At 65.5% G+C, this 21207-nt stretch carries 15 protein-coding genes; 5 read left to right on the top strand and 10 right to left on the bottom strand.

Features of this window, described 5'->3' with window-relative positions; all coding sequences use genetic code 11:
• Positions 1–25 precede the first annotated feature (25 nt).
• Positions 26–1603, bottom strand: a complete 1578-nt coding sequence (locus tag NZU74_09555; protein MCS6881567.1) for a ComEC family competence protein — start codon at positions 1601–1603, stop codon at positions 26–28.
• A gap of 540 nt (positions 1604–2143) precedes the next feature.
• Between NZU74_09555 and NZU74_09550 the strand changes: the two genes are divergently transcribed.
• The 3 genes from NZU74_09550 (at position 2144) to NZU74_09540 (ending at position 6379) form a co-directional block, all read left to right on the top strand.
• Positions 2144–3859: a hypothetical protein gene (locus NZU74_09550; GenBank protein MCS6881566.1), complete on the top strand. Its 1716-nt coding sequence runs from the start codon at positions 2144–2146 to the stop codon at positions 3857–3859.
• Between the two features lie 215 nt (positions 3860–4074).
• Positions 4075–4677 (top strand): CYTH domain-containing protein, encoded by a 603-nt coding sequence (locus NZU74_09545; GenBank protein MCS6881565.1) that lies wholly within the window; start codon positions 4075–4077, stop codon positions 4675–4677.
• 100 nt (positions 4678–4777) lie between these two features.
• The gene (locus tag NZU74_09540; GenBank protein ID MCS6881564.1) at positions 4778–6379 is read left to right on the top strand and encodes a CHAD domain-containing protein; all 1602 of its coding nucleotides are present in this window, start codon (positions 4778–4780) and stop codon (positions 6377–6379) included.
• Between the two features lie 49 nt (positions 6380–6428).
• On the opposite strand, the gene acs (NZU74_09535) is transcribed toward NZU74_09540, so the two are convergent.
• Positions 6429–8363, bottom strand: coding sequence for an acetate--CoA ligase (gene acs / locus NZU74_09535; protein ID MCS6881563.1), 1935 nt, complete (start codon positions 8361–8363; stop codon positions 6429–6431).
• Between the two features lie 26 nt (positions 8364–8389).
• Positions 8390–10288 (bottom strand): acetate--CoA ligase, encoded by a 1899-nt coding sequence (gene acs, locus NZU74_09530; GenBank protein ID MCS6881562.1) that lies wholly within the window; start codon positions 10286–10288, stop codon positions 8390–8392.
• Positions 10289–10855: 567 nt separating this feature from the next.
• Here acs (NZU74_09530) and NZU74_09525 point away from each other — a divergent pair.
• A complete protein-coding gene (locus NZU74_09525; GenBank protein MCS6881561.1) occupies positions 10856–11776 on the top strand; it encodes an ABC transporter ATP-binding protein in 921 nt (306 codons plus the stop codon).
• A gap of 4 nt (positions 11777–11780) precedes the next feature.
• Positions 11781–12527 (top strand): ABC transporter permease, encoded by a 747-nt coding sequence (locus NZU74_09520; GenBank protein ID MCS6881560.1) that lies wholly within the window; start codon positions 11781–11783, stop codon positions 12525–12527.
• A gap of 183 nt (positions 12528–12710) precedes the next feature.
• Here NZU74_09520 and NZU74_09515 read toward each other — a convergent pair whose 3' ends face one another.
• The 7 genes from NZU74_09515 to nuoH all read right to left on the bottom strand — a co-directional run bounded on the left by NZU74_09515 (position 12711) and on the right by nuoH (position 21098).
• Positions 12711–14174, bottom strand: coding sequence for an NADH-quinone oxidoreductase subunit N (locus tag NZU74_09515; GenBank protein MCS6881559.1), 1464 nt, complete (start codon positions 14172–14174; stop codon positions 12711–12713).
• Positions 14175–14199: 25 nt separating this feature from the next.
• Positions 14200–15753 carry an NADH-quinone oxidoreductase subunit M gene (locus NZU74_09510; GenBank protein MCS6881558.1) on the bottom strand — a complete coding sequence of 518 codons (1554 nt, stop codon included), beginning with the start codon at positions 15751–15753 and terminating at the stop codon, positions 14200–14202.
• 66 nt (positions 15754–15819) lie between these two features.
• Entirely contained in the window at positions 15820–17754 is a 1935-nt protein-coding gene (gene nuoL / locus NZU74_09505; protein ID MCS6881557.1) for an NADH-quinone oxidoreductase subunit L, read from the bottom strand.
• Positions 17755–17777: 23 nt separating this feature from the next.
• Positions 17778–18080 (bottom strand): NADH-quinone oxidoreductase subunit NuoK, encoded by a 303-nt coding sequence (nuoK, locus tag NZU74_09500; protein ID MCS6881556.1) that lies wholly within the window; start codon positions 18078–18080, stop codon positions 17778–17780.
• Positions 18081–18266: 186 nt separating this feature from the next.
• Positions 18267–18803 carry an NADH-quinone oxidoreductase subunit J gene (locus tag NZU74_09495; protein MCS6881555.1) on the bottom strand — a complete coding sequence of 179 codons (537 nt, stop codon included), beginning with the start codon at positions 18801–18803 and terminating at the stop codon, positions 18267–18269.
• A 116-nt stretch (positions 18804–18919) separates the two neighbouring features.
• Entirely contained in the window at positions 18920–19417 is a 498-nt protein-coding gene (gene nuoI, locus NZU74_09490) for an NADH-quinone oxidoreductase subunit NuoI (GenBank protein MCS6881554.1), read from the bottom strand.
• 382 nt (positions 19418–19799) lie between these two features.
• Complete coding sequence (nuoH, locus tag NZU74_09485; protein ID MCS6881553.1) at positions 19800–21098, bottom strand: NADH-quinone oxidoreductase subunit NuoH; 1299 nt, start codon at positions 21096–21098, stop codon at positions 19800–19802.
• Positions 21099–21207: the final 109 nt, after the last annotated feature.

The following is a 21207-nucleotide window of genomic DNA, read 5'->3' as shown; positions in this document are numbered from 1 at the left end:
CAAGTTCTCCAGCGGAGGCGCAGCCCTATTCCGCCCGCAGCGGCGAGCTGGTGCTGACTTCTCCAGAGCGCGCATCCGCCATCGGGGGAACAGGGGGCGCAGGGAGGCGCTGCCTCTCGGCGCCCCTCAATTGCGTATGCCACCAGTGCACGGCGATCAGCGTGTACCAGACAACGAGCATCCAGAGCGGAAAGGGGGGCGTCTGCGCGCTGGCCCAGCGCGGCGCGGCGAGGAGGCGCGCCCATTCGGTGATCCACGTCAGCGGCAGCCAGGCCGCCAGCGCCAGCCACTGGCCCAGCGGCAGCCACACCAGGCCCCCTAGCAGCACAAGCGCCCCCAGGCCCATCGCAAAGGGCACCACGGGCACGATGACGACATTGGCCAGCGGCGCCACCAGCGAGAGGTTGCCGAAGGCATAGAGGATCAGCGGCAGCGTGAGCGCCTGCGCCGCGAGGGTGGCCGCCAGAGCCTCCGTCAGCGGCGCCATGACCGGCCAGTTGAAGGGCCGGCGCCGGGCGAACCACGCCGCCACCGGCGCCCCGTAGGCGAAGAGGCTGGCCGTTGCCAGCGCCGAGAGCTGGAAGCCTACGTCCCAGAGCGTGTGGGGGTTTGCCAGGGTGATCAGCCAGCACGCGCCGAAGAGCAGATGCCAGGGCTCGGTGCTGCGGTCGGTGGCACGGGCCACGGCCGCCAGGCTCGCCATCGCTGCCGCCCGCAGCACTGCCGCCGACGCCCCGGTAAATACGGCATACACCCACATCACCGCCAGCGCCAGCGCCAGGGTCGCTCCGCGCCCCAGACGCAGGCGCGCCGCCAGCGCCCCCAGCATCCCTGCCACGATGGTGAAGTTCCATCCCGAAACGACCAGGATATGGCTCGTGCCGGTGATCGAGAAGGTGCGGTACACCTCGTCGGGAATGCTCGACTGAATGCCCAGCACGACGCCGATGGCCAGAGCGGCCTGGGGTTCGGGCAAGGCGCGCAGCAGCACCCCCTGGCAATGGGCGCGAAAGGCCAGCACCGCCGCCAGCGGCGCCAGACCGCGCCTGCCGGGCAACAGACGCGCCTCTTCCGGCTCGGTCATGATCACGAAGATGCCACGGTGGGCCAGGTAGGCGCGGTAATCGAACTCCCCGGAACGCTCGGCGGCGCGAGGGCGGCGTAGTTCACCCCGGACCTGGAGCCGATCGCCGTAGGCATACGCCGGGTAGGGTGGCAATACCACGAGGACCAGGCCCTCATAGGCCGCCGTCCGCCCATCAACCGTGGCCGTTTCGACCCGCAGCGTTACGCGCTGCTGCTCCTCGCTCCGCCGCGGTTCGCCGGCCACGCTGCCGGTGAGCGTCACTTCGCCATGCTCGAGCAGGCTGGTAACGCTCTGCGGCCCCAGATTTGGCAGCGTTCCCAGATAGCGTAGCCCTCCTAGCGCGGCGCACAGCAGTATCAGGGCTGCCAGGCGCACTCGCTGGCGGCCCTCGCCGCGCAGCGCCAGCGCCGCGAGCAGCCCTGCTATGGCCCCGGCCCAGAGCCACGGCGCCGGGGGGCGGACCTGCTCGACAACAACGATCCCCAGCATCCAGGCAATCGCCAGACGGACGAGCATCTCTCTCTCCGCGAAGTGCTTCTCTCTACAATACACCGCCTGAACGGGCTGTGCGATACGGTGAAGGGTCTGTGGTCGGCGAAGCTCTCCCAGATTCCGGGCGCAACCCCGAGGATTGCGTTGCTGTCCGTGACTCTGGGGCAGGCCCATCCTCCAGCTTTTGCGTTAGTTCTGGCGGCATGGCTGCCAGAACTAACAAAAAACCCCGGCGGAGGGCGCAGCCGCGTCAAACCCACTGCCGGGGATGGGCGTTGTCCCTATCCGCAGGGCAAGCTCGCCCGCTTGACAGATCATACGCAAAAAGACTATGATAAAGCCCATGATCGCCGATCACCCGTAAAACCGGGATGGTGCGGCGGTCTTCCTACACAAACGACTCTGGCAACGGGTCGAAGGAGGTCGGGAGATCGCGGACCCTGTCGTGGGTCACCTCGCCGGTCTTCACGGGATCACGTCGCGGATGTTCGGGCGCCCCTGCCGGGCCGCCTGCGCCACGGTTGACCCCGTTTCTGGAACCGCGCCTGATAGAAGGAGGACCGCATGGCTGCACGACCGCTACGTCGCCTGGCCGCGCTCCTGGGAGGGGTGGCGCTGGCGCTGGCCCTGCTGCTGGGTGGCCTGCCCGCGCTCCGGGCGCAATCCGATGTGCGCTTTTTTCCCGAGACCCAGCATTCCCTGCGCGGGGCCTTTCGGGTGTTCTGGGAAGCCAATGGCGGCGTTGAAATCTTTGGGTTTCCCATCACTGAGGAGTTCACCGGTCCCAATGGCCGCATCACGCAGTGGTTCGAGCGGGCGCGTTTTGAACTGGCGCAGGGTGGCAGCACGCCGGTGGTAGAACTGGGCAACCTCGGCGTGGAGTTCACCCAGGGACGGATCTTCCCCAAGTCGCCGCCCATTCCAAACACGGCTGACCGCCGCTACATTCCGCAGACCCAGACCATCATTCAGTACGGTTTCAAGGAGATCTGGGAAACCCGGGGCGCGGAGCGGATTTTTGGCTTCCCTATCAGCAACGAGATCCAGGAACAACTGGAGAGCGGTCGCTGGCACACGGTGCAGTACTTCGAAAAGGCGCGCTTTGAGTACTGGCCCGAGTTCCCTCCTGGCCGCCGGGTGCTGATCAGCAACCTTGGCCGCCGGCTGGCCCCGCCCGCGCTTCAGGTCCCCGCGCCGCCTCCGGGTCCGCCCACGCCGCCTGCGCCTTCACCAACCCCGCTGCCGCCGCTCCCGCCCGGCATTAACGGGCGGGTGACGCCGGAGATCGGGCCGCCTGGCGCCACCTTCCTGTTTGTTGCCAGCGGTTTCGCGCCTGGCGAGCGCGTTGGCATCTGGGTGACCGCGCCGAACCAGGCCACCTTTAGCGTGGGCTTCCAGGCGACCGCCGATAACCGGGGCACAATTGAGGGCGAGAATATCACCTTCACCGCCGACCGGAACGCTCTCGAAGGCATCTGGTCGTTCAATGCCCGCGGTATCAGCAGCCGGCGCGAGGCCATCGGCTACTTCCGCGTGAGCCGTGTCACGCCTGCGGGCGATCCTGACCGTCTGGGCCGCGTGGCGCACGACCAGCTTGGCCGACAGGGTGACGGGTTCATCGTTCCGGTCGCCGCGCCGCCGGGTACAAACTTTACCTTCCTGGCTCGCGGCTTTCAGTCGGGTGAAGAGGTGAGCGCCTGGATCACCGGGCCTGCCGGTCGCTCCGCGCCGATCAATCCCGCGCAGGTGCGCCGTGATGGAACCACAGCACAGGTCAGTGTGACCACCAGCGGCCTGGCGGAGGGCGTGTATACCGCCGTGGCCCGTGGGCAGCGCAGCGGGGTGACCGTGGCCGCCGCCTTCAGTCTCACCCGCGACTTTGTAGCCGGGCCGGGAACGCCGCTGCCCGGCAACAATCGCGGCAGCGCCGCGCCTGCGAATGTTCAACCGGGCGGGGTCGTCCAGATCCGTGGTGAAGGTCTGCGTCCCGGCGAACCGCTGGAGTTCTGGATCACTGATCCGTCGGGCGCCTACGTGCTGTTCCCCGAAACCCCCGTCGCCGATGATCAGGGACGCATAGGCTACAATCCGCCGCGCGACCTGCAGATCCAGCCCAACTCGTTGCCCGGCGTCTACGGGGTGCATTTCCGTGGCAAAGCCAGCGGCGCGCGGGTGGACGTCTACTTCAGTGTCACCCCGGCTACCCGCGCCGCGCCTGATCCGGATGGGATGAGCAGGCAGTTCCGCGCCTTCGCCGGGGTCGCTGTGCCTGCCTGGTGAAGTCCGGGCTTCCGAAAATGTGGTAGACTATCATTTAGCGTAATCAGTTAGAAAGAAAGGCTCTGGAAGGGCTGCGCCCTTGCCCTGGCAGGGAGATCTCTTTGTTCCCTTTGCCGTCTGGCGCCATTGGTTAACCCTGGAGGGGTATGGGGAAGCCTGGTTTCCCCGCACCCCTGGCTGCCAGGCGGGGGTATCTCGCTTTTTCCAGTAAAAACATGGAAATCGAAGCTAAATACGCTGTGAGCGGCGACGATCTGGAAGCCCTTGCGAGTGTCAGGCAACTGGGTAGATACACGGTCACGCCGGCGCCGGCGCCGGAACTTCAGGAAAACATCTATTACGATACTACCGACGCTCGGCTAAGCGCGGCGCGCTACGGCCTGCGGGTCCGACGCACTGGCGATCACGCGCTGATCACTCTCAAGGGTCCTTCCGAGGTCGGTCAGGAAGGCGTGCATCGTCGGGCCGAGTTCGAGTTCCCCGGCGCCGATCCTGATCCCCAGACCTGGCCCGACGGCGTCGCGCGCGACCTGGCGCTCGCCCTTACCAGGGGCGAGCCGCTCCTGCCGCGGGTGCTGATCCGCACCGAGCGGCGCGTGCTGCATGTCACGCGAGACGGCGCTCCGATTGCCGAACTCTGCCTCGACCGCGGGATAATGCGCTCAGGCGCGCGCGAGCGCTCCTTCACCGAGGTGGAGATCGAGTTGCGCGAGGCCGGCACAGCTGCTGACCTGAGCGACCTGGCCCGCGAGCTGGCCAGTCGCGTCACGCTAACGCCCGAACCACGCAGCAAGCTGGAGCGCGCCCTCGCGCTGTGAATATTGGGGGTCCCTGTAGAGCAACCCGGAGGGTTGCTCTACACATAGGAATCTGCTCCCCCTCATCTTCATGTTATGTTGCACCTCAGGAGGAAGACCAATGCCAGAAGTAGAAGAACTTCTCGACACCTATCGTGTTGACGTGGCCCACGCGCGCCAGGTGGCCGATCTGGCGCTGGCGCTCTTCGATGCTGTGGCCGAACGCTATGAATTACTGCCCGCGCAGCGCCGCCTGCTCGAAATCGGCGCCCTGCTCCACAATGTCGGGATGACCACCGACCCGCCGGAGCATCACCTGGTCGGGCGTGACATCGTGCTGAACCGGGAGATTGAAGATCTGTCGCTCCGCGAACGCGCGATTGTGGCCTGTATGGTCGCCTTTCACCGCAAGAAGGTGCGTCCCGACCTCGAACCGGCCTACCTGGCCCTGGGCCGGCGCGGGCAGCGCGACGCCCTGCGCCTCTCGGCCATTCTGCGTGTGGCCGATGGCCTGGATTACAGCCAGTCGCAAACTACTCGCCTGCTGGCGGTGACGCCTGCGGGCGACGGCCTGACGCTGACCCTGAGTGGTCCATATGCCGCGGAGGACGGAGCGCGCGCCATCGCCAAGGCCGATCTGTGGCGCAAGGTCTTCGGCGAGCCGCTTCAGGCGCGGGTGGAAGGGGTCGGGGCGGACGCCGCGCCGGCCAGCCATGCCCCGGATGGGCCAGCCGCCGGGGAAGCGGAAGAGGCTGGCGCGACCGTCGCCCCGGTTTCCGAAACGCCTGACGGGCCGGCCACCGACGAAGCCGAACAGGTCGCCGTCCCCGGACGCTGGTACGCCGATCCCGAGGCGCCCCTGGCCGAACTGGGCCGGGTGCTCCTGCGCCGCCACCTGCGGCGCCTGCGCCTGGCCGAACGCGCGGCGCGCGGCGATGCGCCAATCGAAGCGGTGCACGATCTGCGGGTTGCCACGCGCCGCCTGCGCGCCACCCTGCGGCTGTTGACCCCCGTCTTCGCGCCGGGCGGCCTGCGGGCCTACAGCAAGGGCCTGGGGCGGCTGGCCGGCGTCGCCGGGCCGGTGCGCGACCGTGACGTGCTGCTGGCCGATCTTGCGGAGCGCGCCCCGGCCTTGCCGGAAGAGGTACAGCCGGCGGTCGCGGCGCTGAGCGAGCGGCTTGGCGAGGAGCGCGACAAGGCCTTCGCGGACATGATCGGCTTCCTGGAAAGCGATGCCTACGCCGGGTTCCTGCGCGAGTTCGCCGCCCTGATGAACGAACCCGATGGTTGGGATGATCGGCAGCGCATATGCGATCTGGCCGGCAGCACCATCTGGCGCCACTACGAGTTGCTACGCGCGCACGACCACGGTGGCCTGCCGGTTGATCCCGAAGCACTTCACGCGATGCGTATCGACGGCAAGCGTCTGCGCTACGTGCTCGAGCTCTTCGCCGAGACCCTCGGCCCCCAGGCCGACGAGGTCATCAAGCCGCTGATGGCCTTTCAGGATCACCTGGGGGTGCTCAATGACATCAGCGTAGCCCGGCACCTGCTGACGCCCCACGCCGATGATCCGCGCACCGGCCCCGCCGTGGCGGCCTATCTGGCGCTGCGGGAGCAACAGGCCGCCCAGCTTGGCACCGAGCTGCCCGCCCGCTGGGAGAAGCTCAACAGTCTGGACTACCGGCGCGACCTGGCGGCGTGTCTGGTCGGTCTGTGGTAAACGTAAGTAGGGCCGAAGCATAATACTTCGGCCCTACGAATGGTGCCATCTATTCCTCGAGGGTGGAGATATCACCCTCAGGCAGGCCCTGGGCGCGCGCCTTGAGCACGCGGCGCATAATCTTGCCCGAGCGCGTCTTGGGCAGGGTGCTGACGAACGTGATCGCGTCGGGCCGGGCGATGGGACCAAGTTCGTGGCCCACGTGGGCGCGCAGTTCCTCTTCGAGCTTGGGGCTGCCCTCGAAGCCGGCCCGCAGGATCACGAAGGCATGGATGGCATTGCCCTTCACATCGTGGGGCAGGCCGATGGCCGCGGCCTCGGCCACCGCCGGATGGCTCACCAGGGCGCTCTCCACCTCCGCCGTGCCCAGGCGGTAGCCCGAGACCTTGATCACATCGTCCAGGCGCCCGATGACCCAGATGTAGCCATCCTCGTCCTTGCGGGCGCTGTCGCCAGCGGCGTACATCCCGGGGATGCGCGTCCAGTAGGTATCCACGTAGCGTTGCGGGTCATTGAGAATGGTGCGCATCATCCCCGGCCAGGGGCGCTTGATCACCAGCAGGCCGTCCTCGTTGGGGCCGCAGGAGGCGCCGTCCTCACGCACCACGTCGGCCTCAATGCCAAGGAAGGGCCGGGTGGCGCTGCCGGGCTTCAGCGGCACGACCGGCGTGGGGGTAATCATGAAGTGGCCCGTCTCCGTCTGCCACCAGGTATCCATGATCGGGCAGCGCTCCTTGCCGATGACGGTGTAGAACCACTTCCAGGCTTCGGGGTTGATCGGCTCGCCCACCGAGCCGAGCAGCCGCAGGCTGCTCAGATCGTGGCGCGAGGGCCACGCCTCGCCGAAGCGCATCAGGCCGCGAATGGCGGTGGGGGCGGTGTAGAGGATGCTGATCGAATGCTTGGATATCAGCGACCACCAGCGGTCGGGGAAGGGGTAGTTCGGCGCGCCCTCGTACATAAACGACGTGGCGCCGGTAATCAAGGGCGCGTAAACGATGTAGCTATGGCCGGTGATCCACCCCGGGTCGGCGGCGCACCAGTAGCGGTCCTCTTCCTTAATGTCGAAGACCATCTTCAGGGTGGCATAGATGCCGACCATGTAGCCGCCGTGGGTATGCACCACCCCCTTGGGCTTGCCGGTCGTGCCCGAGGTGTAAAGGATGAAGAGCGGATCCTCGGCGTCCATCACCTCGGTGGGGCAATCGGCGGCGGCGATGGGCAGGCCCATCAACTCATGGAGCCAGAGGTCGCGCCCGATTTCCATGTTGATGGCGTGGCCCGTGCGCTTGACCACCAGGCAGGTCTGCACCGTGGGGGTGCGGGCCATGGCCTCATCGGCGATTTTCTTCAACTCGACGACCTTGCCGCGCATGAAGCCGCCATCGGCAGTGACCAGCACCTTGCTCTGCGCGTCGGCCAGGCGGTCGGCCAGGGCCGCCTCGGAGAAGCCGCCGTAGACCACCGAGTGCGCCGCGCCAATCTTGGCGCACGCCAGCATCATCATGGGCAGTTCAGGGATGCGGGGCAGATAGATGGTGACGATGTCGCCCTTCTTCACACCGACGCTTTTGAGCACGTTCGCCATCTTGCTGACCTCGCGGTTCAGCGCGTGGTACGAAAACGTGCGCTGGGTGCCGTCCTCGCCTTCCCAGACTAAGGCGAGCTTGTTCTTGCGCCAGGAGGCCGCATGGCGATCAATGGCGTTGTGGACGATATTGGTTTTCCCGCCGACAAACCACTTGAAGAAGGGCTTGTTGCTGTCGTCGAGCACCTTCTCCCAGGGCTGGAACCACTCCAGCTCAGACGCCATATCCGTCCAGAACTGCTCGGTGTTGTCGAGCGTCCACTGGTAGAGTTCCTCGTAGCTGCTGAAGCCCCTGGAGCGCGCATAGGCCATCACATTCGAGTTCTCGACAATGGCGTCGCTGGGCCGGTACACGTCCGAGGTGGTCGGCAGCGCAACGTCGCGGATCTCGGCCATTGGATAACCTCCTTGTTCCACTGACACTACAGATCGCTCTTGAGCACATCAATGGCCTCGCGCACCATATCCACGGTGGCGTCGTCCTCGATGGTGCTCAGGTCGCCGATGTTGTCGCCCTGATAGACGGCGCGGATCACCCGGCGCATAATTTTGCCCGAGCGGGTCTTGGGCAGCATGCTCACGAAGTGGATGGCGTCAGGGGTGGCGATGGGGCCGATGCTGTCGCGCACCAGGGCCGTGATGCTGCGCGCGACGCTGTCCTGATCGGCGGGAGCGATGTGCTGCTTGAGCACGGCAACGACCAGGACGCCTTCGCCCTTGAGTTCGTGGCGCACCCCGATCACCGCGGCCTCGGCCACGGCCGGATGGCCGGAGATCACCTCCTCGATCTCGCGGGTGCCGAGGCGGTGGCCGGAGACGTTGAGCACCTCGTCGGCGCGGCCCAGCATCCAGAAGTAGCCGTCGGCGTCTTGAATGGCGTAGTCGCCGGTCATGTAGAGCAGTTTGCCCTTGAAGTGGCTCCAGTAACTCTGAAGGTAACGCTCGTCGTCGTTCCAGAGCGTCATCAGCATCCCAGGAGGCAGAGGGCCGTGATCTACCAGGAAACCCTTCTCGCCGCGCGGCACGGGATTGCCGTCGGCGTCCACGACTTCGAGATTGTGGCCGAACGCCGGCATAGTCGGCGAGCCGGCTTTGACCGGCAACATCTCCACGCCGACGGGGTTGGTGAGCATGGCCCAGCCGCTCTCCGTCTGCCAGTAGTGGTCAATGACCGGCACGTTCAGCGCGGCCCGCGCCCACTCGTAGGTGGGCGCGTCGAGCGGCTCGCCGGCAGCGAAGAGGATCTTCAGCGAGCTAATATCGGCGCTCTGCATCCAGTGCTCGGGGAACTTCCGCAGCGCCCGCAGCGCCGTTGGCGCCGTAAAGACGTGGGTGACGCCATATTTCTCGATCACCCGCCACCAGACGCCCGGATCGGGGTGGTCGGGGCGGCCCTCGTAGACCACCGTCGGCACGCCCTTGAGCAATGGCCCGTAGACGATGTAGCTGTGCCCCACGACCCAGCCGATATCCGACGTAGACCAGTACACATCGCCGTCGCCGCAGTTGTAGATCTGACTCATCGAGGCGTGCAGGGCCACCATGTAGCCGCCAGTGTCGCGCACGACGCCCTTGGGCTTGCCAGTGGTGCCGGAGGTGTAGAGGATGTAGGAGGGATCGGTCGAAGCCACGCGCGCTGGCTCGACATAGGTGGAGCCTGACTCCTTGATCTGCTCGGCCCAGTCCAGGTCGCGGCCTTCCTGCATCTCAATGTTGACCAGACCGCGGTTGAGCACCAGCACGTGGCGCACGGTGCGCTTCTCGACCGTTTCCAGGGCCCGGTCCACGATCTCTTTCAGGTGCACCGGCAGGCCCTTGCGCATACCTGCATCGGCGGTGACAATGAGCACCGGCTCGGCGTCGTCAATGCGCGAGGCCAGCGAGGCGATGGAGAATCCGCCGAACACCACGGAGTGCACCGCGCCCAGACGCACGCAGGCCAGCATGGCGAAGACCGCTTCGGGCACCATTGGCATGTAGATGATTACCCGGTCGCCCTTGTTCACGCCGAGCCGCTGGAAGGCCGCGGCGAGCCGGTTCACCTCCCGGTAGAGTTCGAAGTAGGTAAGCGTGCGCGACTGGCCCACCTCGGGACTCTCCCAGATCAGCGCCGCCTGGCCGCGGCGCGCGCCCAGGGCGTGCCGGTCAACCGCGTTGTAGCACAGGTTCGTCTCTCCGCCTACGAACCAGCGGTAGAACGGCGCCTTGCTGTCGTCGAGCACGGCGTCCCACTTCTTGTACCAGTGGAGTTCTTCGGCCAGTTCCTCCCAGAAGCCCTGCGGGTCCTGGATCGACCGACGGTGCATCTCCGCATAGCCCATAGCGGAAGCCTCCTCTCTGAGGATCTGCTGCGGATACGATGAAACAACAGCCCATGTTGCGGTGGCGACACAATACCACGTCCTGCGGCGCCTTGCAACCGCCACGCGCGCATGGCTGGAATCTAACGCACTATCCCTGCTGTGTTGCTGAGTAAGTCAATTGTAGGATAGTTGCGTCAAGAAATATTAAGCTGGTTGTAAACTTTTGGTAAAGAAGCGACAACCCCGGAAGCCTGCATCGCTCTTGTGCCTGTAAGGGCGAGCCGGCGGGCGGCGCCAACTGACGCCTGGCTGCCGAACCTCTCCGGCGCGTACAGGGGCGGGCCTCGGCAGATCAGCTCTGGCGTTAGATGCCGCTGTAAGAGTGGAAAAATCCCTGTTCCGCGGGGATATCGCCCCTACGTTACCCCTCTAGCGCGCTCTATATATTGGGATCGGATAGTAACACCCAAAAGCAATAAAACTCAATGAATAGTAGCGATCTCCGGGATCGTTTGCAAGGAATGCTTCTGGCTCGGCTTCTGGCGGCATATTAAGCAATCCCTTAATCTTCGTGAAAGGGTTGCCATGACTACGTCGGTGATCGAGGTCGAGGAGCTCCGCAAAACTTACGGCGCAACCGTTGCCGTTGACGACATCAGCCTGCGTGTGAGCGACGGCGAGATCTTCTGTCTCGTCGGCCCAAACGGCGCTGGCAAGACTACTACCGTAGAGTGCATCGAGGGCTTGACCATCCCCGACAGCGGTCGGGTGCGCGTCTTCGGCCTCGATCCGGTACGTGAGCGGCGAGCCCTCTATGCTCGCACGGGGGTGCTGCTCCAGGAGTCCACTCTGCACCGGCGCCAGCGGGTGCGCGAGGCCCTCGAGGTGTTCGCGAGCTTTTACCCCGACCCCTGGCCGATTGCCGACCTGCTGGAGCGGTGCGGCCTGGAGGGGCGCGAGCGGAGCTTCTACGGCGAGCTCTCAGGCGGACAGAAGCGCCGGCTGCTACTTGCCCTCGCGCTGATCGGTCGCCCGCGCCTGCTCATCCTCGATGAGCCCACTGCCAGCATGGATCCGCAGGCGCGCTATAACATCTGGCAGTTGCTACACGAGCGCCGCGCGACCGGTACGACCATCCTGCTTACCACCCACCTGCTCGAGGAGGCCCAGGAGCAGTGCGACACGATCTGCATGGTTGACCACGGACGAGTCATTGCCATGGGCTCACCGCGGCAACTACTCGCTGAGCGGCGCATCGAGACCCTGATCAAAGTGCCGGTGTCCAATGGCTTTGACCCCCGGCGCCTCGAGGCTCTGCCCGAGGCAACCCAGGTTGAGGCATTGGATAGCTACGTGCTGATCTACGGCGCCGGCGACGATCTTTACACCAGGCTCACCCCGGCCCTCATGGCCCAGGGTGTGGCGCCTCGCCAGATCGAGACCCGCCCTGCGCGTCTCGAGGATCTCTACCTCCTGATGACGGGCCGGGCTTATCGAAAGGAGTGAGCCTATGGCTGCGCGAGCTTTGCGCACCATGTTTCTCGCCGAGTCGCGCCTCTTCCTGCGCGACCCGTTCTCGCTGTTTTTCACCCTGTTCTTTCCAGTATTGCTTCTGCTGCTCTTCGGCGCCGTTTATGGCTCCTACGACATCGGCAGTGGCTATCGCTATGTAGACGCCTACGTTCCCGCCCTCTTCGCCACGGTGATCGGCAACCTCGCCCTGATGGAAGTGCCGATCACCCTGGCGAGCTACCGCGATGTCGGCATCCTGAGACGCTATCAGGCGACGCCGATCCCGACCTGGTGGGTGCTGCTGGTACAGGTTCTGGTCAAGGTTTGCATGTTCTTCGTCTCCGCGCTGCTGATTATCGTCTGCGCCACTCTGGTGTTCGGGTTGCGTTTTGGCGGCAACCCTCTGCTCGTGCTGCTGGCGGTACTCCTGAGTCTGGCCGCTATGTTCGCCCTGGGGATGGTTCTGGCCGGCATGGTGCCGGATGTGCGGGCGGCGCAGATGATCGGCTCGGCTCTCTTCTTCGTGATGCTGTTCACGTCGGGCGCAGCGCTGCCGCGCGAGGAGTTTCCGCCCTGGCTGCGGAGCGTTACCGAGTTCGTGCCGCTCACCCAGGCCGTGGAACTGCTGACCGGGCTGTGGCTCGGCGCACCCCTCAGCGACCACCGGGTCGCGCTCGTCTCGCTTACTGCCCTCTTTGTTGTCGCTGCCCTTATCGCGGGGCGCGTGTTTCGCTGGCGAGTGTAAGCCTGTCGGCTGCGTGGTGAGGAGGTAGCGCGCGGCATGAGAACTCGCAACACGTTCGGCGAGCTGACCCGCACCATCGAGCGCCTGCCCGACAAATCGCTTCAGGTAAGCGCCTTCTCCGGCGCGACCAGGCTCGTTATTCAGCCTTCCGCCCTCCCGTCGAAGCAGCACAGTCTGACCCCCTCATCCCCCCAGCGCCGCCAGCGAGCGTTCGGCGAGCAACACAATCGGTGTGGGCAGCAGGCCGAGGAGCAGGGTGGCGACCCCGGCGATCAGGATCTCGGCGTTCAGCCCGCGGGTGAGTTCGGGGCGCACGTCGCGCACCGGCTCCTGCATGAACATCTTTACCACCACGCGCAGGTAATAGTAGGCGGCGATAGCGCTGGTAATCACGCCGATGAGCACGAGCCAGCCCAGGCCCCCGGCGTAGGCCGCGGTAAAGACGAAGAACTTGCCCATGAAGCCTGCTGTGGGCGGCACGCCGGCGAGTGAGAACATGAACAGGGCCATGGCCACCGCCAGCAGGGGCCGGCGCTGGTACAGCCCCGCGAAGTCATCGATGCTCCAGGCCGCCTCGCCCCGCTGCTCCAGGGCGATCAGCACGCCGAAGGCCCCCAGGTTGGTAAGGGTGTAGGCCAGCATGTAGAACAGAAACGCCTCCGCGCCCCGCTCCGCCGTGACCATGATCGCCAGCAGAATGTACCCGGCGTGGCCGATGCTGGAGTAGGCCAGCATGCGCTTCAGGTTGCTCTGCCCCAGAGCCCCCAGGTTGCCGATGATCATCGTCGCCGTGGCCAGCGCCGCCAGCAGCGGCAGCCAGAACTCGCGCGCCGCGTCCATCGCCAGCGTAACCCGCAGCAGCGCCGCCAGGGCCGCGCCCTTGGTGCCAACGCTCATGAACGCGGCTACGGGGGTGGGCGAGCCTTCATAGACATCCGGGGTCCACATATGGAAGGGCGCCAGGGCGATTTTGAAGCCAAAGCCGATCAACACCAGGCTCGCGCCGACGAGGAACAGCGTTTCATCCTGAGGCCGGAAAGGTTGCCGGCCCAGGTAGTCGGCGATCCCGGCCAGGCTGGTCGTGCCCGTGGCGCCAAAGATCAGCGCGATGCCGTACACGAAGAAGCCTGCGGCGAAGGCCCCCAGCACCAGGTACTTGATCCCGGCCTCTTCCGAGGCCACCCGCGGGTAGGCGAAGCCGGTCAGGATGTACAGGGTGATGGATAGCAACTCGATCCCCAGGAAGAGGGTGATCAGGTCGGCGCTCTGGGCCATCAGGATCATGCCCCCGACGGCGAACATGATCAGCGGGTAGTACTCCCCCTGCTCGATCGCGTGCCGTGGCAGGTAGTCCAGCGCCACGGCGATGCTCAACGCCCCGGCGATGAGGAAGATCCAGGTCAGCGCCAGGCTGTAGCGGTCGAGCACCAGCATCCCCGAAAAGGTGCTGCCGCTCACGCTCCACAGGGGAATGCCGGCCAGCCCCGCCACGGCCAGGCCGGCTACTGCCAGGTAGCCGGTGATTTTCTTACGCCCGTCGGGAACGAAGAAGACATCAATCAGCAGCAAGGCCGAGGCCCAGCCCACGACGATCAGCAGAGGCGTGAGCAGGCGCAGGTCAACCGGGGGAATCTGTAAACTCTCCATACGCGCATGTCCCTGTCTGTTGCGCTTACCTTCCGGCCACGGCGGTGGCGATCCCGGCGAGCGTCTCGCCCACGCTGGCCTGCATCGGCCCGAAGGCGAAGGCCGGGTAGAGACCCAGGGCGATGATCGGCACGCACAGGGCCGCCAGGGCCGTCAGTTCGCGCGGGTTCAGGTCGCTCAGGTTCTGGTTCTGCGGGTTGCGCAGGTCGCCCATGAACACGCTCTGGTACATCCGCAGCAGGTAGACCGCCGCCAGCACCACGCCGAGTACGGCGAAAGCCAGGAAGGGCCAGCCCAGCTCGGGCGCCAGGAAGGCCCCCTGCATGATCGTGTACTCGCCAATGAACCCGTTGAGTCCCGGCAAACCCGCTGAGGAGAGGGCCACCAGCAGGGTGATGCCGGCGTAGACGGGCATGACCTTCCAGATGCCGCCGTACTCGGCCATCTCGCGGGTGTGCCGCCGTTCGTAGAGCACGCCGACGATCAGGAACAGCGCCCCGGTCGAGAGACCGTGGTTGATGCTCTGGAGCATGGCTCCGCTGACGCCTTCAAGGTTGAGGGCGAAGATCCCCAGCACGATGAAGCCCATGTGGCTGACGGAGGAGTAGGCCACCAGTTTTTTCATGTCGCTCTGGGAGAAGGCGACGATCGCGCCGTAGATGATGCCGATCACCGCCAGAATGGCCACGGCGGGGGCCGCCCAGCGTGAGGCTTCAGGAAAGAGGGTCAGGTTGAAGCGGATCAGGCCGTAACTGCCCAGCTTCAGCAGCACGCCCGCCAGGATCACCGAGCCGGCGGTCGGGGCCTCGACGTGGGCGTCGGGAAGCCAGGTGTGGAAGGGCCAGAGGGGCACCTTGATCGCGAAGGCCAGGAAGAAGGCCCCGAAGAGCAGCCGCTCGACGGTGGCATCCAGTTGCAGGGCGCCGCTGCGCAGATTGGCCAGGATGGCGCTGAAGTTGAACGTCCCGGCGTAGCCCGGCTGAGTGGCGGCAAGGGCGTCGCGGTGCAGCACGTACAGGCCGATGATCGCCACCAGCATCAGCACCGATCCGGAGAAGGTGTAGAGGAAGAACTTGCGGGCGGCGTAGATGCGGTTGCTTCCCCCCCAGATGCCGATCAGCAGGGTCATCGGGATAAGCGTGAACTCCCAGAAGATGTAGAACAGCAGCAGGTCCAGGCTGATGAACACGCCGATCATCGCCGTGGCGAGCAGCAGCATCAGGATCTGGAAGTTCCGCACCTGGACGTGCACCGAGTCCCAGGTTGAAAGGATGACGATCGGCAGCAGAAAGGTGGTCAGCAGCACCAGCCAGAGGCTGACGCCGTCAATGCCGAGGCTATAGCTGGCGCCGAACATCGGCAGCCAGGGCAGGTTCTCGACGAAGCGCATGGTGGTGGCGTCGCCGGGTGTGGCGCGGTAGCCGAAGGGCAGCGCCAGCGAGACCAGGAAGGTCAGCAGGGCGACGATCAGCGCCGCCCGGCGGGCCAGTTCGGCGTTCTCCCGCGGCACGAGCAGCAGGCCGAGGGCCCCCAGCGCGGGCAGCCACAGGACCAGCGAGAGGATCGGGAAGGCGTCCATAGGCTCTTTCTATGGTTCTTGCGTTAAGTAATCCGCAATCCAAAATCTGCAATCTAAAATAGAAACTTAACGGCTGAACACCAGCACAAATCCAAGCACAAGCACCACCCCGGCGGTGAAGATCAGCGCGTAGGTGCGTACATACCCGCTCTGTAACCGCCGCACCTGCTCGCCAGCCTGGCCGAACAGGGCGCCAACCCCCAGTACCAGCCCGTCAATGCCCTGCGGGTCGAAGACGCCGGCGAGGAAGGCCCCCAGCCGCTGGAAGGGCCGCACAATCACCCGCTGGTAGAGCCGGTCAAAGTACCAGGCCTCTTCCAGCCCGTCCCAGATGTCGCCGGTGTAGCGGTAGGCGGGGTCTTTGCCGCCGACCTTGATCTTCGCCGCGTTGCTGGCATAGATCCACCAGCCCAGGTAGCTCATTCCCACCGCGCCGGCAGTGGCGATCAGCGCCAGGGCCAGATTGAACTTGCCCGCCTCTTCGTGCAGCACCGGCTTGAGCCAGTCGGTGAGCCAGTGGCCCCAGGGCAGGTTGATCGCCCCGCCGATGATCGCGCCAAGCGCCAGGAGGATCAGCGGCGTCGTCATGACCCGCCCGCTCTCGTGGGGGTGGTAGTGGCTGTCGCGCTGCTGGCCGAAGAAGATCAGCGCCACCTGCCGGCCCATGTAGAAGGCGGTGATCAGCGAGGTGAGGAAGAGGACGATCAACTGCGGCCAGTGGTCGTGGCTGAGGGCGTGGGCCAGGATCTCGTCCTTCGACCAGAAGCCCGCCAGAGGAACGATCCCCGCCAGCGCCCCCGCGCCGACCAGGTAGGTCCAGTAGGTTGTGGGCATGGCCTTGCGCAGCCCGCCCATCTTGCGCATATCCTGGGTCTCGTGGGTGCCGTGGATCACCGAGCCGGCGCCGAGGAAGAGCAGCGCCTTGAAGATGCCGTGAGTCAGCAGGTGGAAGATCGCCGCCACGTAGGCGCCCATGCCGCACGCCGCCACCATGAAGCCCAGTTGCGAGACGGTCGAATAGGCCAGGACGCGCTTGATGTCCCACTGGGCAATCGCCGAGGTGCCGGCGATGAAGGCCGTCAGCACGCCGATCCACAGCACCCAGCTCTGGGTGGCGGGCGAAGCGGCGAAGAGGGCTTCGTTGCGCGTCATCATGTACACGCCGCCGGTGACCATGGTAGCGGCGTGGATGAGCGCCGAGACGGGCGTGGGGCCGGCCATGGCGTCAGGCAGCCAGACGAACAGGGGGAACTGCGCCGATTTGCCGGTGGCGCCGATCAGCAGCAGGAAGCTGATGAGCGTGGTCAGGGCGATGGGCTGCCAGGTCGGGCCAACCGTCTGCCCGATGATCTCCGGCACGCGCTCCAGGAAGCCCGGCTGCACCTGCCCCCCAACGCTCACCTCGTAGAAATTGAGCGTCTTAAAGTTGGCGTAGATCGCCAGCATGCCCAGAATAAAGGCCGCGTCGCCGATACGGTTGACCACGAAGGCCTTCACCGCGGCGGCGGAGGCCTCGGCGCGCTCGAACCAGAAGCCGATCAGCAGGAAGGAGCACAGGCCCACCCCCTCCCAGCCCAGGAAGAGCATGAGCATGTTGTTCCCCATCACCAGGAACAGCATCATGGTGATGAAGAGGTTCAGGTAGGCGAAGTAGCGCACCACCCGCGGGTCGCCGTGCATGTAGCCGATCGAGTAAACGTGGATCAGCGCGCCCACGCCGGTCACCAGCAGCACCATGACGGCGGTGAGCGGGTCGAGCATGATGCCGAAGGGTACCCGCAGGTCGCCGGTGTTGATCCAGTGCCAGCTCACTGACATGATGCGCCGCTCTTCTTCGGGCAGGCCGGATAGGGCGGCGATGGCGATCACCGCGACGATGAAGGAAGCCACTACCAGCCCGCTCGCCACCAGCCCCGCGGGGCGCTCGCGCCGGATCACGAAGACGTTCAGCAAAAAGCCGATGAACGGCAGCAACGGGATGAGCCAGATCAACCATTCCATTGTGTACCTCGGATCTTCCGTGCTCAACCCCTGAGCGTACTGACCTCGTCAACGTCGGCGGTATGCTTCGTGCGGAAAATCGCCACCAGCAGCGCCAGACCCACGGCGACCTCGGCGGCGGCCACGGTGATCACGAAGAACACCAGCACCTGCCCGTCAATGCTCAGGCGTTCGCGGGCGAAGGCCACCAGCGCCAGGTTGGCCGCATTGAGCATCAATTCGACCGACATAAAGAGGACCAGCGCGTTGCGCCGGATCAGTACGCCGAGCACGCCGATGGCGAACAGCGTCGCGCTGAGGATGATGTAGTAACTGGTGGGCACCATGGATGTGGTCTCCTTGTGTGGAGGTGGGGAGGTGGGGAGGTGTAGAGTTGGAGGGAAGACGTTCAGACTGGTTAGCGTGCTGAACAATCTGCTCCCCGGGTCTCCATCTCTACATCTCCACACCTCCACAGCTCTGCAGGCTCAAGTGGCGCGACCATCAAACTGGAACGTCCCAGGCGGAACCGCTTACTCGACCCCGGTCCCGCGCCTGGCCGCCGAAGCAGCGCGCCCGCGCTGGTTCAGCACCGCCACCCCGACCACGGCGATCAGCAGGATGATGCCGGTCACCTGGAAGGGCAGCAGGTAGCCGGTGAAGAGCAGCGCCCCCAGTTGGGCCGGGTCGCCAAAGGCGGCCGCGGCCTCGCCGCCGGGCGGCGCTGCCCGGGCCCCGCGCAACACGCTGACCACCGCCACGGCCACGAGGGCCACTCCCAGCGCCAGGGCCAGGGGGCGCTGCCAGGCGATGCGATCAGGCGTGTCCTCGACCCGCTCGGCCCCCAGCAGCATTACCACAAACAAGAACAGCACCATGATCGCCCCGGCGTAGACGGTGAGCTGAATGGCGAACAGGAAGGGCGACTGGAGGAGCAGGAAGAGCACAGCGATGGCCGCGAAGTTCAGTAGCAGGAACAGGGCGCTGTGCACCGCGTTCCGCGCCACGAGCATGGCAATCGCCCCGATCAGGGCCACTGCCGCCGTTATGAAGAATAGGACGAAATCCATGCCTTCACTCCCGTATCTCTGCAACTACAGCGGGCCTCTAACTAACCGCAGAGGACGCAGAGGGCGCAGAAGTGTTTGACATGCTATCTGCACCTCACCTCCGCCCCTCCACCCCACTACAGATCGATCTGCGCTGGCGGGCTGGGCCGGCGTCGCAATTCCTGCAAGATGGGCGGCGGATCGCCGTGACCCTTGTCGGGCGGCACCAGCAACATCTCCTTGGTATAGATCGAGGCGCGCCGGTCGTAAAATGACAGTTCGTACTGGTGCTCCAGCACAATCGCGTTGGTGGGACAGGCGTCTTCGCAGTAGCCGCAGAAGATGCAGCGCAGCATGTTGATCTCGTAGACCGCCGCGTAGCGTTCCCCGTGCGAGACGGGGTTCTCCGGGTCGTTTTCGGCGGGTACAACCAGGATGGCGTCGGCCGGGCAGGCCGCGGCGCACAGCGAGCAGCCGATGCAGCGCTCCTTGCCGTCGGCGAAGCGTTTGAGTTCGTGGCGCCCGCGGAAGCGTTCGCGCACCGGTCGCTTGACCTCCGGGTACTGCACCGTCACCGGAGGCTTGAAGATATAACGCAGGGTGGTGCCAAGACCTTTGAATAGCTCTCCGAGCATTGGATGCTCCTCTCAGAAGTTTGCTGCGCAGTTGGTTGTCTGCTTGTTCGAGGGAGGTGTGGAGGGCTGTGCCCTCCGCGACCTTTTTTTCCGCCCGCGGCGGCAGACTTGTCCCGGCTTCGCCAGAGCGGGTAACCGCCGAAAGGTGGTTGCAGGGAGGCTACGCCTCCTCTCAGGTGCAGGGTTTTTCGAGCGAGAAGGGGTTTTCGGTATTCCAATGCGCTTATGATCCTCACCCCCCCGCCCCCCTCTCCCGCGAGCGGAAGAGGGGGAGCTGGGCGTCCCAATGCCCCGGATGGCGCATGCGACGCGAGCATGCGCCGGAAAACCCTGCACCTGAGAAGGCTACACCTCCCTGCGCCCCTCCAGGGCGGTAACCGGGTTATCCTCGTGAACTCACCGGCTGGCGGGGGCTGGTTGAGGCCGGCTGGCTCTCCTCGGCCTCTGCCGGGGCGGGAGGCAACACGCTTCCCTGGCGTAGATCCTTCACGTAGGTCACGTTGTCCACCGGTCGCGGCACTGAACTGAACCCGACGGCCACGGCCAGCGTGATCAGGCTCAGGGCCAGCAGAATGAACGAGGCCAGGCGCTGGTCGGGAACGATGACGAAGGCGACCGCCGTGTACGCCAGGTTGAGCAACCCCAGGGGCAGCAGCCACTTCCAGCCCAGGGTCATCAACCGGTCATAGCGCAGGCGCGGCCACGAGGCGCGGATCCATACCGAGACGAAGAGAAAGGCCACCAGTTTGAGCAGGAACGCGCCCAGCGACACCAGCCCCACTACCAGACTTGCCGCTACCGGGCCGGCCAGGTTCTCGATCCCCTGCCCCAGGGTCTGGAGGCCGGGGAAGCGCCAGCCGCCGAAGAAGAAGGTGACGGCGATGGCGCTGATGGCGATCAGCTTGATATACTCGGTCATGAAGAAGAGGGCGAACTTCATCGAGCCATACTCAGTGTTGTAGCCACCCACCAGTTCCTGTTCCGCTTCGACCAGATCGAAGGGCGCGCGCACCACCTCGGCGGTGGAGGCGACCATGAACAGCACGAAGCCCAGGAACTGCGGCACGATCCCCCACAGCCCCGCCTGCTGGTAGACGATCTGGGCGGTGCTCAGAGTGCTATAGGTCATCACCACGCCCAGTACGGCGCAACTCAGCGCCAGTTCGTAGCTGATCAACTGGGCGGAGGAGCGAATGCCGCCGAGCATCGAGTACTTGTTGTTGCTGGCCCACCCCGCCAGGGTGATGCCGTAGACGCCGATGCCGGTTACCGCGAACAGGTAGAGCACTCCGACGTTGATCTCGGCGATCTGAAGGATGTTCCGCACATTGCTCGTCTGCGGGTCGGCAAAGCAGGCGCGATAGTCCCAGTTCAGGTTGAGGCAGCCGAAGGGGATCACTGCCCAGATGATAATCGCCGGGATCACCGCAATCGCCGGCGCCAGCAGGTAGACGGGCTTATCGGCGGCGGCGGGAACGACGTCTTCCTTGAAAAAGAGCTTTACTGCGTCGGCGACCGGCTGCAAAAAGCCCCCCGGTCCGGCCCGATTCGGTCCGACGCGATTCTGAAAACGGGCCAGCAGGCGCCGCTCGAAGAGCGTCAGGTAGGCGAAAGCAGTTGTTACGGCCAGGGTAATGACAAAGGCCTGTATGACCAGGATGAGCAGGTTGAGCCAGTTCATACGCACCTCTGTAGGGCCGAAGCACCGGCCCCCCCCCCGCGGCCGCCCGCCCCAACACCCCCCCCGTCACCCCAAGCCCCCCGGGGCGCGGGCCCGGCGGCACCGCGGC

Source organism: Chloroflexaceae bacterium, from assembly GCA_025057155.1.
GTDB lineage: Bacteria > Chloroflexota > Chloroflexia > Chloroflexales > Chloroflexaceae > JACAEO01.
This window is presented reverse-complemented; position numbering and strand designations above follow the sequence as displayed.